The sequence below is a fragment of the Acinetobacter sp. AHP123 genome (assembly GCF_023757925.1).
Classification (GTDB): Bacteria; Pseudomonadota; Gammaproteobacteria; order Pseudomonadales; family Moraxellaceae; genus Acinetobacter; species Acinetobacter oleivorans.
This window is the reverse complement of the sequence record NZ_CP092454.1, coordinates 2,305,488-2,320,635: the sequence shown is the minus strand read 5'-3', so window position 1 is coordinate 2,320,635 and position 15,148 is coordinate 2,305,488. Positions and strand designations below refer to the sequence as shown.

Here is a 15,148-nt window from a genome sequence, read left to right as displayed (position 1 = left end):
AACAAAAAAGGGAGAAATGATTTCATTCATTTTTCCCTTTTTTTATTCGTAATGCTATTTAAAAGAACCAAACATATCCTAGACTTGATTTCATCCAGTCTCGATGATTTTGTTGTTCATAATCCAAATTTAATCGAACAGTATTATTACTATTAATCACATATTGCCACTGAGTATTTACTCTCAAATTCCATTGGTTTTGATCTTCCCAATAGGGTAATTCAATTTGCACTACAGAGTTGAAGTGTTCAAACCACTGATTCATGCAACCCAAAGTTGGCCCCATCCCCACACGCCACCCTTTATCTAGATTTGAACCGCCTTGTAGATAGGTTTGTAGTTGCCCATAGCAAACATGTTTGCGCTCATAGTCAGCAAAGCTATATCCAACCTGAGCATTAAAATTCGCTACGCCATGCTGTTTTTCTTCACTAAAAGTACCATCATGAATCGCTTCCTGACGCCAACCTAAATTAAATCCCCAACTCAGCGGTGTTTTAAAAGGTTGAATCGGGTTATAAGAATTTACTTCTAGCAGATCAAGACGTTCTAGTTTTAAATGGTCATCTCGCCACTGTACATTACCATTTAAAAAGAGTAATTGAGTTCCCGCACGATATCCGCCTTGAGGATCTATCAAGTCATGATAGGCTTGGCGATGACCAAATTCGATAAACTTATCACCTTGCACTTCACCAGCTTTGACTGAAATATTACGTGCATTGTGACCTTCAGTTGGCTCTTTTGTTGGTCTTTTAGGTTCTTGACGCTGTTTGTCTAAATCAATCTGGCTTCTGAGTGCTAAAAGCTGGCGCAACTGTGGCTGAGCAACGCTTTCTTCTATTTTACGGCTCGTAAATTGAAGATATAAATCATCATAAGCCATCTCTAAAATTTTAGCCTGATCTTGCTCACTAAATGATTTTAAAATCTGAGAAGACTGCTGAGTGGGCATCATCGCAATTTGATGGGCCACTTTTGCTAATGAGGCACCATGCTGATGAGCTTGGGCCAATAATTGGGTTTCCAAAGCTGGTCGATATACAGGAGCTTTGGTAAGCCCTTGCTGCTGCATCGATTTAATGGTTTCCATCGGGATGGAAGCATGAGTGAATTTCTCTTGCAGGTGAGACTCCGTTTTTACTAAATCAACCAACCCTAACAATCGATAGGCACAGTTATCACTCACAAAGTAATAAGGAAAGCTCACATGTTGCATTTCCCAAATATGGCTTACTAAAAACCGTGTTTCTTCAGGTGTTAAATTTAGCTCATATTCCCATAAATCACGGCTTTCAAAATCGCCGTACTCTTTTACTTTACGGTAATAAGGCATCAGTGAATATTCACCCGGATATTGCCCTGTTAAGCCTTTCCATGCATATGACCAGTTGTCGTTTCCAGCCACAGTTGCTGCATAATTTACAGCGTAGGAAACTAAATTTAATTGTTGCTGATCTTTCGGGTCTAAACGCAATAAAGTATGCCCAAACATGGAGCTCGGATTGCCCATAAAATCTGTCGCATAAATTAATGTCGCTTTATGAGGCTTAATCTGCCCAATCCAGCTTTCAAATTCTGAACACTTCACTTGAGGCAATTCACTTTCTTGAATGCCTACTTTTTGTATGAGCCATTGACTGCGTGCTGGAAATTTACAGCGAATCGACTGATTATCTTGAGCAGGCATGAATAATGCCGAGATGTCAGCTTTCAGTTCTTCTTTTAAATTATTTTTCCCATTTTCCAACATGAAATAGCCAGAATAAGTGACATCACTTTTATGGTCTTTATTGGCATACATGAGCCTTTGCCATGTAATGTCTTGATCTAAGTTTTTCTGTTCTGCAATTGACCAATATTTTTGAATAGATGGATTTATATCTGCTGAATATGCAGTATTTACTGCCAAAGAGGCAAAAACTAAAACAAATGACTTCATTAAGCTCATCAATTTTTATCATTAAATATAAGAAAAACCCTGCCAGACGACAGGGTTTTCAGTTTCAAACTTATACGTAAGCTTTTAAAACGTCGTCTTTAGCCATTACAGTTTGCAGTGATGCTAAAACTTGAAGGGTATTTTGGTTATTTGCAGAATAGATTTCACCAAAGTTTGCTTTTGAAACTTTAAAGAAACGGTCTTTGTCTTGAGGTTTGATTTGCATTAACTCAGCAAGTACGTTTAGGCTTTCACCTTGGCCTACAGCCATATCACGTGCTAAAGCTTCTGCATTTTCATTTGTAAATGTTACAACTTGCGCTGTTACTGTCCCGCCTTGACGGCAGCCTAAAGTACCGAAAGTGATCCCTAATAATTGGTTAGTAAAAATACCGTTTGTTGTTGCAGCAAGAATTTTAGGCGCTACTCCTTTTTTACCAGCCCATATTTGTGTACCTGCACCACAACCCACATCGTTGTCAGCCATTGCAACACTTGAACCAGCTGCTAATAACGCAGCTAAAGCTAATTTTTTTAACATAGATGTAAATCTCCAAAAATCATTATTGATTGTTTCTTATGTGTTGTATTGTTATGTGTAATTCTTATTACACGATATTAAAGATAACGAGAAGGCTGTGATTTAGCAATTAAAAAATAAACAATATGATAAAAAGTGCAAAAGAAAAATTATCTTAAATTCCAGTTACCTTGATTATCCCTATCGCCTAATATTTTAAGCACCAGCACTAGACTTAAAATTAATAATAAATACCACGACCCTAGCTTGCCCCAACCGACCATATGCCAAGCATCGACCTGACTTGGATAAAGCCAGATTTTATAAAATGTACTTATATTTTCAGCAATCCAGATCAGAAACGCGAGTGTAAACAAAACAGGTAACATCGGGATTTTAAATTTATGTTCATTTAACTGGAAATAAAGTTTTGTTTTCCAAAAAATAAAAATACTAATCGCGAATAAAATATAGCGAATGTCTGGAACAAAAAATTTACTCATAAAATTTATATATGAGAAAAATGCCAGTAAGAGCATAGCTCCAAAACTTGGAAGTTTTTCAAAAGACACTTGAAACAGTCGTATTGAGCGTGCAAAAAAACTACCTACAGCCGAATACATAAAACCTGCAAATAAAGGCACAGTTAAAATTTTAAATACGGCGGGCTGTGGATATTGCCACGATGCAATCGCAGGATGCGTTAGAAATATTTCCATGAACATCGCCATGACGTGAAATAAAGCAATGACCTTGGCTTCCGCCCATGACTCCAGTTTTAAATAGAGTAAGCAGATCTGGATTAAAAGTGCATACGTCAGTAAATAATCATAACGATAGAACCCCATGTATTCATGGCTTCCCATCGGTGCTGTTAAAGCAAAAGCAATTAAAAGCAAAATACCAAACAAGGCTGCCGAAACAGCCTTGCCGATAAATTGAAACGGTAAAGTTAGATATTGCACAAAAAACTATCCTAGATATTTAGCACTATACTCATGCACTGTATCTACAAAGATTTTTGGTTGCGCAGGATCTACCCACTGAGTAATCCCATGGCCCAAGTTAGCAATGTAACCGGTCTTTTCGCCATTTACGTAGGCATCGTCTATCATCAATTTCACTGCTTTCTCAATTGAAGCAGCTGAACCGTATAAAACAGCCGGATCAAGATTCCCTTGCAGAGCGACACGTCCAGCCACTGTAGTTCGAGCCGTATTTAATGGTGTCGTCCAATCTAAACCTAAAGCATCAGCACCTGTTGTGATCATTGGTTCTAACCATTGACCGCCGCCTTTTGTGAACACGATGATAGGAATACGTCGACCATCTTTCTCACGTTGTAAACCTGCAATGATTTTATTCATGTAGTTTAAAGAGAATTCGACATATTCACGGTGTGCTAATGCCCCGCCCCAGCTATCAAAGATCTGGATGGCCTGAGCACCTGCATCAATTTGAGCATTTAAATAGTCAATGACTGAGTCTGCTAAATGATCAAGCAAAGCATGTAAAACTTCTGGTTGAGCGTACATCATCTGCTTGGTAAAACGGAATTCTTTACTTGAACCACCTTCAACCATATAAGTTGCAAGCGTCCAAGGGCTACCAGAGAAACCAATCAGTGGAACTTGACCACCTAAAGCAGAACGAATTGTACTTACCGCATTCATCACATAATCAAGATCTGATTTTGCATTTAATTTTGGTAAATTTGCGACATCTTGTTCAGTACGTACGGTTTTTTGAAACTTAGGGCCTTCGCCAGTTTCAAAATAAAGTCCTAAACCGAGTGCATCTGGAATAGTTAAAATATCTGAAAATAAAATTGCTGCATCTAAGTCGTAACGACGCAAAGGTTGTAAAGTCACTTCACAAGCAAAATCTGTATTTTTACATAAAGATAGGAAATCACCTGCTTGTGAACGTGTTTCGCGATATTCAGGCAAATAACGCCCTGCTTGACGCATCATCCACACTGGTGTGGTATCTACAGGTTCGCGTAACAAAGCACGGAGGAAACGATCATTTTTCAAAGTCGTCATTACCAATCTCTATCTTCTTTATGTGGCAGCATCATATCAAAAACAGAGACATTTTTATAATTTCAATTTCACACAAAAAACTCGTCAATCTACTAAAAAATGCATATTTACACAAAAGTCTACTGCAAGCCTTGGGGTTTTCTGCAATACTTGCAACATGTTACATTGGGGTCATTGGATATTCTTTTAATCACTAAATTACCAATCTTGGGCTCATAGAAATGAGTTATTGGTAATTTTATGCACTTTGAGATTAGATCAATCCCCTATTGCTTATATGAAAATTCTTAAGGTTGAATTACATGTTTGTTCGCTCATTACTCGCTATGAGTTTAAGTTGTATTATTGCTAATGTTGCTTTTGCTGCTTCAACAACTGAGCAACCCCTGAACCCTAAAAAGGTATCAGCTCCTGTAGAAGATCCGATTGATCCTTTAGCAGTAGATGCAGCTTCAACTGTAAAAGCTCAAGCTTCGACACAAATTACCGCTCAAGAACAAAACGACTTAAATCGAGCGTCAACAACATTACAAAATTTACAGAAAACTGAAGATCCAAATGCTGAATCAGGCATCGCGGCGTCTACTCCAGCTGTTGCTAAAAGCACTGCTGCGTCTACGGCTCCTGCGACAACCGCTGCATCATGGACTTTAGATAGCTTAAACTCGGCAGAATGGTCTGAAAATATTGGTAAAGGCCAACTTCCAGTTTATGCGCGTGCACATGTAATGCTCAATAATGCACATGCTTCGCCAGGTGCAATTGACGGCATGAGCGGTAAAAATACATTAAAAGCAATTTCTTCATTCCAACAAATGAATGGTTTATCACCTACTGGTGACCTGACCAAAGAAACTTGGGATGCATTGGTTGCTAAACAAACCAAGCCAGCATTTATTGAATACACAATTTCTGATGCTGACCTAAAAGGCCCATATGCTGAGTCGATTCCTTCTGACTACGCATTACAAGCTAAAATGAAAGGTTTGTACTACACACGTGTAACCGAAATGTTGGGTGAGAAGTTTCATATTGATGAAGCTTTCTTAAAGAAAATTAACCCAACTGCGACATTCAAAAAAGCGGGTGAAAAAATCATTGTTCCAAACGTACGCAATGATTTACCAGAAGATATTCATTTGATTATTGCCCATAAAGGTGCAAAACAATTGTATCTCTTCAATAGCCGGAACCAAATGATTGCCTCATTTCCTGCAACAATTGGCAGTACTGATACGCCTTCTCCGGCCGGTACTTACAAGGTAGTTGGTGTGGCTCGTAACCCTTGGTATAGCTATTCACCTTCGAACTTCGTACAAGGTAAAAACTTAAAACCACTTTCTTTACCACCTGGCCCGAATGCTCCAGTAGGTAATATCTGGATTGGTTTAAGTAAAAAATCTTTCGGTATTCACGGAACACCAAATCCATCTTTAATTTCTAAAACAGCATCACACGGTTGTATCCGTTTAACAAACTGGGATGCAAACGATTTAGGAAATAAAGTACGTTCTGGCGTAACTGTTAAATTCCTTGAGTAATCCATATATTCTTTAAAAGACCTGCCTTCATGGCAGGTTTTTTATTCTTAAAAATATTGATCAATAAAAAACTTTACAACCATATCAATTATGCAACGACATGTTGCAGTTAGCCTATTTTTCTAGCCTCCATAGAACATTAATATATTTCTCAAGAGATAAATAAAAAATTTGGGAGATTAAATCATGAATACTTATCTACATCGTGGTGAAGATCGAGGACATGTAAAAGCGGGTTGGTTAGAGTCTTATCACAGCTTTTCATTTGGTAGCTGGTACGATCCTAAATATATGGGTGTTAGTGCATTACGTGTGATCAATGATGACAGAATTGATGCACATAATGGTTTCGGTACGCACTCGCATGACAACATGGAAATCTTAACCTGTGTGCTAGATGGTGCAATTTCACACCGTGATACCATGGGAAATGAAGGCCAAATTAAGGCTGGTGAATGGCAACTCATGAGTGCTGGCACAGGTGTTGCCCACAGTGAAATCAACAACACTGATACGCCTGTACATTTATTACAGATCTGGATTATTCCAGACGTAAAAGAAGCTGAGCCAAACTACCAGCAAATTAGCCTTGACCCACGTAATGATCCAAACAAATGGCATTTAATTGCAGGGCCTGATGCAAATGCACCGATGCATATTCGCCAAAATACAGAGATAAAGTCAGCTGTATTGCAAAAAGGACATGAGCTAAACGTTGAGCCAGTTAAAAAAGTGAACTATGTTCACGTGATTTCAGGCGTGATCCGTATTGGCGATCAAGAAGTCAAAGCTGGCGATGCTTTCGTGTTTGAAGGTAAAGCGACGATTCAGGCAACTGAAGATAGTCAATTTATCTGGTTCGATTTACCTTAAATCATTAAAAGCCCTTTGCATAAAAGGGCTTTTTTAATCTCCACCGCCGCCGCTATCGCAGCTACCTGAATCTGAAGATGACGAACAATCATTTGAATAGCTTGAGCTATGATGACTAGAACTATTATCGTGAAAATGATGTGTTGAAGAAGATGAATGATCGTGTTCGCCAGATGACGAATTGTTTTTTAGATTTTTGAGTAGAGCAATTAAGCAGATCAGTCCAATACTAGAAAAAATTGCAATAAATATAATTATAAATAACTTCAAATAACGACCTCCTACTAAAGCAACATAGATGTGTGTTGTGTTCCTATTTCATTATTTAAATGAGTCATGCTGAAGAAACAAGTTGTTTTTTGATAAATAAGATACAACTTATAAAAACAGAAAAATTGGCAGAATAACCTTTTAAAAAGCACAAAGGTTACGCAATACCAGCTTCAAAAACATTATGTTCAATCTTATAAACTATAGAAAATCTTTTAATTTTCCTTTACATATAAATAAGCACTTGCTCTTGATATACCTAAATGTTGTGCAACTGTCTCGACAGCCTTTTTAATATCTAACAAACCATTATTCTTTAACTCATGTATTAATTGTTTTCTCTCATTGAGTTTTAGCATACGCGGTGTAGTGGCATGTTTTGAGGCAAATTGATCGATATATTTCCGGATTGCTTCAGTGCCACTCGGCTCCAAATTTTCAACAATGTTATCAGTTTCAATTTTAGTGAAATGCTCTAAAGCACTTTGCATCCCTCTAAATAGGGTTAAATCAATATTCATGCATAAAGCAGCCACATACTGGCCCTCTTCATCTTTAATTCCAATAGACGTGCTTTTTGCGGGACGGCCATCTGCAAACTGATTTGCATAATTTGAAATAAGGTTTGGAAATTCTGGAGACATGATTCTAGCCAATCCTAATTCAGTTGCTGGATCTCCAACTTTTCGACCAGATAAATTATTGTGTATTGAAAGTATGGCATGTTCAGGATTTGTTAAGTCATGGACCACAACTTCGCAAAAAGGAGATAGCGTTTCACTTAGCCCCTTTGCGATGGTATCTAGCTGAGTGAGTAAATGTTTATCACGATTGCCCAATGTATTTCCTCCAAATGACTTAGTTACTATTTCAAACCCTAGCGTAAAGCATGCAATAGTAATTTAGACTTTTTATCTAATTTTAAACTTAATGTAAATCAAAATCTTATATCTCATTGTTATCACATTAGAAAATAAAATTAGACATTTTATCTAAATATATATATTTTATCTAAACAAGGTCCATATATTGTGCGTTGCTTGAGCAATAGTAAATCTTGCATCCAAAAACATTGAATAGCATTAGGTTTAATTATGAAAAATTTAACCCTTCCCACTTATGAAGATGTCGCAGCCGCTGCTGAACGTATAAAAGGTTTTGCAAATAAGACTCCTGTTTTAACCTCACGTACTGTGAACAATGAGTTTGAAGCAGAAGTATTTTTTAAATGTGAGAATTTTCAGCGTGTTGGTGCTTTCAAATTTCGTGGTGCAATGAATGCGCTTTTGCAATTCAATGGTGCTCAAAAAAAAGCGGGCGTGGTTGCTTTCTCTTCGGGAAACCATGCACAAGCGATTGCACTGTCAGCAAAAACTCTTGGTATTCCAGCCATAATCGTTATGCCCCAAGATGCTCCTGCTGCAAAAATGGCAGCAACACGAGAATACGGCGCCGATATTGTTGAATTTGATCGCTATACAGAAGATCGGGAAAAAATTGGAAAAGAGATCGCCGAAAAAAATGGCCTGACACTCATTCCATCTTATGACCATCCTCATGTAATTGCAGGTCAAGGAACGGCTGCAAAAGAGTTATTTGAAGAAGTGGGTGACTTAGATTATCTGTTTGTATGTTTAGGTGGTGGTGGTTTATTGGCAGGTTCTGCCCTGTCTGCTCGCCAGCTCTCGCCTAACTGTAAAATATATGGTGTTGAACCTGCTCTAGGAAATGATGGACAAATGTCTTTAAGAAAAGGAGAAATTGTCCATATTGATACGCCGCAAACCATTGCTGATGGTGCTCAAACTCAATATTTAGGCAAATTAACATTCCCTATTATTCAAAAGAATGTTGATGACATTTTGACAGTAGAAGATGAAGACCTGATTAGCTGTATGAAGTTCTTCGCTGAAAGAATGAAAATGGTCGTTGAACCGACAGGCTGTCTCGGATTTGCTGCTGCGCGTAATTTAAAGCATGAGTTAAAAGGCAAACGTATAGGCATCATTATTAGTGGCGGGAATGTCGATATTTCTAAATATGTAGAGTTTTTATCCGCGTAATAAAAGCCAATGTCTATCTAGGATGTCAGTTAATGCGTCATAGATAGGCATTCCATACTACTCGTCTCTCGAATTGCTCGTGTCTTAATTTAAATAAACTTTTGGAGATGGTGATGAGATTTATTTCTGAGTCTGAATCTTCTGCTCTCATCAATCATGAACTGGCTTATGACGCCATTTACCAAGCTTTAATTGCTGCAACTCAACCAGAAACCAAAAGCTTTCCTGTGGTTCATGGTCAAGGTTCCGATAGCAAAAATACCTTTAGTGTTAAGTCATCGGCGACCGAGCACTTAGCTGGCCTTAAAGTTGGTTCTTTTTGGGAAGATAACCCCCAAAATGGTTTACCTCGCCATAACGCGCTCATTTTATTATTTAATCAAGCCAACGGAAGAATGGCAGCAGCCATTGAAGCAGGCAAAGTCAATGCATTCCGTACAGCGGCATCTAATGCAGTTGCAACCAATTTACTTGCAAGAAAAGATTCAAAAGTATTAGCGATATTTGGCACAGGAAATCAGGCCAAATACGAATGTGAGGCTTTAGCAAGAATTAGAAATTTTGAACAGATTTTGATAGTAGGACGCGACCAATGTAAAGCTGAAAAAATGGCAGATGCTCTCAAGCCCTTAGGTATTCAGCTTAATATTACGAGTGCAAAAGAAGCTTGTGAACAGGCTGATGTTATTGTGACAGCAACGTCCTCCCTCACTCCTCTTTTTAAAGCAGAATGGGTCAAAGCTGGCACTCATATTTCATCTATGGGGTCAGATAAACAAGGCAAACAAGAGCTTCCGCCAGAGTTATTTTCATATAGTGGTTTATTTTGTGATCTTGATGTTCAGTCTAAACTCATTGGTGAATTTCAACATGCGCCTGAGTCTGCAACCTTAATCAATATAGGTGATGTGCTTTTAACAAATGCTCAAGGCAGAAAGTCTCAGAAACAAATCACAATTTATGACAGTTCAGGGCTATCGATCCAAGATTTATATATCGCCCAGAAAATTTTAGAAATTTCTTAATTTTTACATTTAACTGCATCGTTCAGGTTGATGCAGTTAAATTAAAAGCATGCTCCTTTTTATAATGCTTTACTAAATTTTGTTTTTAAAATCAGAATTCATCTTGAGTAAAAACTCTGGCAAAAGACGCTATATATTGCTCGGCCTTAGCCTCATAATTTTGAAAACCTGCATCAAAAACCCATCTTTCAATTTCAGATTTTTTGACTAAATTTTGCAAATAAAGCTGATGATGTCGGTCTAATTCCTCTTTGAGAGCTTGCAGCATTACTTCATTTAAACCTGCGGGAGGATTCAGACCTGTATCTAAAATACTCGGCGCAAATGCCACACTTTTGAGTTCCAGTTGATGCGCTGTCTTTACAACAGTTTTTATCGCCGTCTCAATTCTCTCTAATGTAAATTCTTCTGGAGCGCCCATCCCCACGAGTAAAACTTTAGAGGCTTGTATCTTGGTTGGCGTTTGATTTATTAAAAGAGCATCATTCAATTTCGCGCTGAACCAATTATTTTTTCGTATCAGATCTAGTCTTCCATTTAGAGCCTCATCTAAATGTGCTAAACCGCCCGAAAAAGAACGATTATTCATTTCATGTTCAAAAATACAAGCACAGGAAAGTTCAACCTCGGCCGAAGCACAGTCCCAAGTCACGAGTTCGATGTCTAGATTTTGATAGTGACCAATTTTAGTTTGCTTTAAATCTGTGCTCATATTTTTCTCTTTTAGTTTTACCATGCATATTTAAATTCAAGACCTAAATAGTTTGCGTCTTTACCACCTGCTTTCTTAATGGTATCTCCGACTTCAAAGTGCACTCCTTCGGCAGCAACAGACAAGTTAGCATTTATTTTTTGGTCTGCTCTCAGTTGAATATATGCTCCCGTCCAGCTAGAGCCTTGGCCTGCTGTGTTTCCCATGCTGTTATTACCTTGGAAATAAACTGCATCATTGGTGGTTTCACGCCACTGAAAACCTAAAGCACTTAACAGAGTAAGTTTATCGGAAGGCTTAAGTGTCAGAGAGGGTTTTATGTGAATAATATTGCTGTAGCCACTGTAACCCGCCAAAGTAAAGTATGAGCCGTTTGCAAAGAGTTGGTTAAAAGTATTGAGCTCGTTATCGTTGGCGTTTTTATCACCTGTGGCAATATCAAACTGGACGCCTAAACGCGGCGACCAAGCTTGGTCAGCAAATGTGTATCCTGTGATGCTACTGAGTCCCCATGCTTGAATAGTTTGTCCACCAATCTTTCCATGTTGCAGCATGCCTTCAACATCCCAATCGATATTATTCTTTTTACCCATATGACGAGCATCATATAAGTCTCGAATTTCATTACCCTTAACACTTGTAAAAGATGCATTATCCCGTTCATAACGTGAGTAATAACCAGATAACTCACCTCCCCACACATTTTGTTTGTCTACACGAAAGCCGCTAAAACTTAAATTACGTTTCGAGTGGTCGTTAAAAGTTGAATCTTTTTCAATTTGAACAGGTCTGGTGAGATAGCCTAAAACTCTCCAATCGCCATATTCATAATTCGACCAAATGCCATCAAAGGCTTGCCTAACATTTGGCCCCTCACGATTTGAAATAAAGCGCTGTAAATCAAAAGCCATCTCTTGACGGCCTACTCTAAATTTAAAAGTTCCATTGTTTAAAGGACTCACCCAAGCAATAAAAACTTGCTCTACATCAAGTCTATTCTGATCGGTGCTACTAATATTCTTTTTATCAAATGCTCTTGCATCACTGAGCTGAGTAAATAATTGTAAATGATCACCAATACGTGCATCTGCATGAACTTGTAATCTTTGAATTAAATAGCGATCGGCTTGATTATTTCCAGTGCCAAATCTCGCATTATTATTGACTTCAAAACGCTCACGAATATTCGCACCCAATGACAAATAATTATTATCGCCAAAAGGTATATATTTAAAATCATCGCCTATTTTCTTTGGTACACACGAGTTTTTTAAAACATCCCAATTTTCTTGCCAACGATTGGTTGAGATTTTTGGGCGAGCTGGACATGCATTTGTATTTGAAGCTTCATTTTCTGCATGAGCAAATTCATAAAGAAATAAACTACCCGTAAGCAAGACGCTCATTTTTATAATTTTAAGATAATTTTCTGAGCACTTAATTCGATATTTTCTATCATTAGAAATAGGCTGAGCCATATGGTTATCCACGGTAATAAACAGGTCATTGCAGAGACTTCGTCTTTTACACTCACACTGCCCCTAGGCAATATGAGCGTTAGTTTCTAACAATCATTAAGCGAATAAATTACTTTGTAGCAGCATGAATTTCCGCAATATAACCGCCCGGGAACTGCACCATCGCTGCCTCACGACCCTCTGATTTATAGGCATTCACCAGTACAGATACACCCGCTTTTGTGGCTTTATCTAAAGTCTCCGATAAATTTTTGACTTCATAACCCGTCATATCGTGCCCATATGGATATGGAAGATGACCATCCGTGACTAACACTGTCATTTTGCCGAAATCAGATTCAACGCGAATACGTCTATAGGTTTCATTTGGGCGTCCAATCTCTACACCAGCCGCTTTCGGATTGTCTGAAACCACTTTGCCGTGCGAGAAATTAACGAACTTTTTAACGAAAGAATCGGCACTTTGTTTTGAAACATAAATACGATTTTCTGGAACAGTTTCTAGTTTGTTATAGCTCGGTTTAGTCGTGTGCCAATAAAGCTGCATATTTACGCCGCCCGGCCACTGGATGACTGCATCACGCCCGATTGGGTCAGGAAATGCATCAACAATCACATCTGCCCCATTTGCTTTGGCAGACTGGACGGCTGCATCCATATCTTTGACTAAATAGCCTGTTCTTTCTAAGCCAAAAGGATGTGGAATTGGAGTTTTAAAACCAAATACAGACAGTGTTCCTACTGGAGTCAGTACAAGCTGGGAAATGGTCTGGCTTGGTGTTGGCGTCACCTGAAAAACACCCTGTTTAGATTTAGTCCCACCAAAAGTCGCGACTAAGCTGTCTGTAAATTTATCGAAGTCTTCGGGGTTAACATACACATGCGTTGTATCGTATTGAGGAGCTACACCGGGCGCTTCACTTTTTACACTGGTTGTTGTTTTGGCAAAAACTTGAGGAACAATGGCAACATTTGTGCCCACTAGCATTGTGCTTAAAAGCAAGGCTGATAATGATTTACGCATAAAAGACTCCGTAAGAATTAAGTGCTACAACTTATTGTGACTTTGTTTGTTGATTAGAAAGAATGGTGACCATCACTAGAGCAGCGATGAGACCAAGGTGTTCAAAGAAACTATTAAACGTGCTAAAAAAAGCTGGACCTGTGTGATTCCAAAAATCGTTGGCAACCAGCATCGCTATTGCGGTTAGACAACCTAAAGCCCCGGCTCCTAACCAAACAAAACGATTAAAAATAACCAAGAGCGAACCCACAATTTCAATCACGATCGCTGTAGATGCCCAGAGCCAAGCAGGCTGTAAACCAAAACTTGCCTGCTCCTCAATCGCTGCATGAAATCCGATGAATTTATTAATTCCACCGACTAAATAGGCTGAAACTAATGCAAGTCGAAGAAGTGGGAGCAATCCATGAATTGATAAGATCTTTTTTATCCACACAGGATTATTATTAATTAAGTCACTCATCTATTTACCTCATTGGTATTTCGATTTTTTAACAACCCTATAAAGTTATAAAAATATTAATATTTGCAAGAACCATGATTTTAATTTAGATATTTAAAATAATTATTTATATGATCCACCAAAAAATTAATTAGCAGACTATATAAAATCAAAAATAAGCGTAAACTACTAGACATCTATTTAAATACAAACTGTATCCTTAAAAGATACAATGATTGATAAGTAAAAATTCATAATATAGTTTAGCTACACGCCAATTTAGCCTTTCAAAATTTAATGGATAAACTAGACTGTATTCATACTTTTATTAGTGTTGTAGAAAGTGGAAATTTTAGTAATGCCTCCAGAAACTTAGGTATTACTCGAGATCAAGTTTCTAAAAGAATTTTTTATTTAGAAAGTTTATTCAGTACATCATTGTTTATTCGTAACACTAGAAAGATGGACCTCACCCGCTCAGGGGAAAAGTTTTATCAACGGTGTAAAGTTATTGTTAAAGAGCTAGATTTAGCTGCTATTGACTTCATCTATGATCAAAAATATCCTGAAGGTATATTAAAAATCAACGTTCCAGATGCTTTTATTCAGACATGCTTTTCAGAAATTATTTCCAATTTTCTAAACCAATATCCTAACATCGAAATTGACCTATTATTTTCAGAGAAATCAATAGATATTAATGAAAATAAATTCGATATTGTTTTAAAAATTGAAGAAGATATTAAAGAGGAAAATATTTTTATTTTAAATAGATATAAAAGAAACTTCTATGCAACAACGACATTTTTAAATAAATATGAAAAACCTAAAAGTATAGAAGAACTAAGAAAACATAATATATCGTTATATTCAAGATCAGATTTAAAAGACAAGATTATTAACTCAAGCCCTCAACTGATCTGCAATAATATAGAAATTCTTTTAGATTTTTGCCAAAAGAACCAGAGTATTTTGTTTATTCCCGATTTCTTAGCAAAAAAATATGAAGATGATGGCGTTATTATTAATTGCTCAGAAGACATCTTTTCATCAACGGTTCATTTTTATGCAACCACCCCCTATGGCTCAAAAATTCCAAAAAAGGTTGAACTTTTCTTAGAGTCGTTGAGGCAACATTTTTCAAACTTAGAGCATTTTCAGTCATACAAAGCTATCTCTCAGTAGATCGCTTTTTTTCTTATAACTATATAAA

The 15,148-nt window shown here is 37.5% G+C and carries 15 protein-coding genes; 5 read left to right on the top strand and 10 right to left on the bottom strand.

Annotation, left to right across the window (positions count from 1 at the left end):
- Positions 1 to 58 precede the first annotated feature (58 nt).
- The 4 genes from MJX77_RS11040 to hemE all read right to left on the bottom strand — a co-directional run bounded on the left by MJX77_RS11040 (position 59) and on the right by hemE (position 4,507).
- On the bottom strand, positions 59 to 1,942 hold the full coding sequence (locus MJX77_RS11040) for an Lnb N-terminal periplasmic domain-containing protein (RefSeq protein ID WP_502806530.1): 1,884 nt from the start codon (positions 1,940 to 1,942) through the stop codon (positions 59 to 61).
- A 70-nt stretch (positions 1,943 to 2,012) separates the two neighbouring features.
- Complete coding sequence (locus MJX77_RS11035) at positions 2,013 to 2,483, bottom strand: DUF3015 family protein (protein WP_005307224.1); 471 nt, start codon at positions 2,481 to 2,483, stop codon at positions 2,013 to 2,015.
- Between the two features lie 149 nt (positions 2,484 to 2,632).
- A complete protein-coding gene (locus MJX77_RS11030; RefSeq protein ID WP_252059036.1) occupies positions 2,633 to 3,427 on the bottom strand; it encodes a DUF817 family protein in 795 nt (264 codons plus the stop codon).
- 6 nt (positions 3,428 to 3,433) lie between these two features.
- Positions 3,434 to 4,507, bottom strand: coding sequence for a uroporphyrinogen decarboxylase (gene hemE, locus MJX77_RS11025; protein WP_252059033.1), 1,074 nt, complete (start codon positions 4,505 to 4,507; stop codon positions 3,434 to 3,436).
- 302 nt (positions 4,508 to 4,809) lie between these two features.
- Here hemE and MJX77_RS11020 point away from each other — a divergent pair, with 302 nt between their 5' ends.
- Together MJX77_RS11020 and MJX77_RS11015 are read left to right on the top strand one after the other, a co-directional pair.
- Entirely contained in the window at positions 4,810 to 6,048 is a 1,239-nt protein-coding gene (locus MJX77_RS11020) for a L,D-transpeptidase family protein (protein WP_151743314.1), read from the top strand.
- Positions 6,049 to 6,234: 186 nt separating this feature from the next.
- Positions 6,235 to 6,921: a pirin family protein gene (locus tag MJX77_RS11015; RefSeq protein ID WP_252059031.1), complete on the top strand. Its 687-nt coding sequence runs from the start codon at positions 6,235 to 6,237 to the stop codon at positions 6,919 to 6,921.
- A gap of 33 nt (positions 6,922 to 6,954) precedes the next feature.
- Here the strand turns inward: MJX77_RS11015 and MJX77_RS11010 are convergent, their stop codons facing one another.
- Together MJX77_RS11010 and MJX77_RS11005 are read right to left on the bottom strand one after the other, a co-directional pair.
- Entirely contained in the window at positions 6,955 to 7,191 is a 237-nt protein-coding gene (locus tag MJX77_RS11010) for a hypothetical protein (RefSeq protein WP_081402197.1), read from the bottom strand.
- A gap of 215 nt (positions 7,192 to 7,406) precedes the next feature.
- Positions 7,407 to 8,030 (bottom strand): helix-turn-helix transcriptional regulator, encoded by a 624-nt coding sequence (locus tag MJX77_RS11005; RefSeq protein ID WP_174758729.1) that lies wholly within the window; start codon positions 8,028 to 8,030, stop codon positions 7,407 to 7,409.
- 255 nt (positions 8,031 to 8,285) lie between these two features.
- Between MJX77_RS11005 and MJX77_RS11000 the strand changes: the two genes are divergently transcribed.
- Complete coding sequence (locus MJX77_RS11000; RefSeq protein WP_252059030.1) at positions 8,286 to 9,254, top strand: threo-3-hydroxy-L-aspartate ammonia-lyase; 969 nt, start codon at positions 8,286 to 8,288, stop codon at positions 9,252 to 9,254.
- Between the two features lie 113 nt (positions 9,255 to 9,367).
- A complete protein-coding gene (locus MJX77_RS10995) occupies positions 9,368 to 10,279 on the top strand; it encodes an ornithine cyclodeaminase family protein (protein ID WP_252059029.1) in 912 nt (303 codons plus the stop codon).
- Positions 10,280 to 10,370: 91 nt separating this feature from the next.
- Here the strand turns inward: MJX77_RS10995 and MJX77_RS10990 are convergent, their stop codons facing one another.
- The 4 genes from MJX77_RS10990 to MJX77_RS10975 all read right to left on the bottom strand — a co-directional run bounded on the left by MJX77_RS10990 (position 10,371) and on the right by MJX77_RS10975 (position 13,956).
- Positions 10,371 to 10,991, bottom strand: a complete 621-nt coding sequence (locus tag MJX77_RS10990; RefSeq protein ID WP_252059028.1) for a M17 family peptidase N-terminal domain-containing protein — start codon at positions 10,989 to 10,991, stop codon at positions 10,371 to 10,373.
- Positions 10,992 to 11,008: 17 nt separating this feature from the next.
- Complete coding sequence (locus tag MJX77_RS10985) at positions 11,009 to 12,469, bottom strand: alginate export family protein (RefSeq protein ID WP_353619226.1); 1,461 nt, start codon at positions 12,467 to 12,469, stop codon at positions 11,009 to 11,011.
- Positions 12,470 to 12,578: 109 nt separating this feature from the next.
- Entirely contained in the window at positions 12,579 to 13,493 is a 915-nt protein-coding gene (locus MJX77_RS10980; RefSeq protein ID WP_250375348.1) for a VOC family protein, read from the bottom strand.
- Positions 13,494 to 13,524: 31 nt separating this feature from the next.
- Positions 13,525 to 13,956 (bottom strand): DoxX family protein, encoded by a 432-nt coding sequence (locus MJX77_RS10975; RefSeq protein WP_252059025.1) that lies wholly within the window; start codon positions 13,954 to 13,956, stop codon positions 13,525 to 13,527.
- Between the two features lie 276 nt (positions 13,957 to 14,232).
- On the opposite strand from MJX77_RS10975, the gene MJX77_RS10970 reads away from it, so the two are divergent.
- A complete protein-coding gene (locus tag MJX77_RS10970) occupies positions 14,233 to 15,120 on the top strand; it encodes a LysR family transcriptional regulator (protein ID WP_252059024.1) in 888 nt (295 codons plus the stop codon).
- Positions 15,121 to 15,148: the final 28 nt, after the last annotated feature.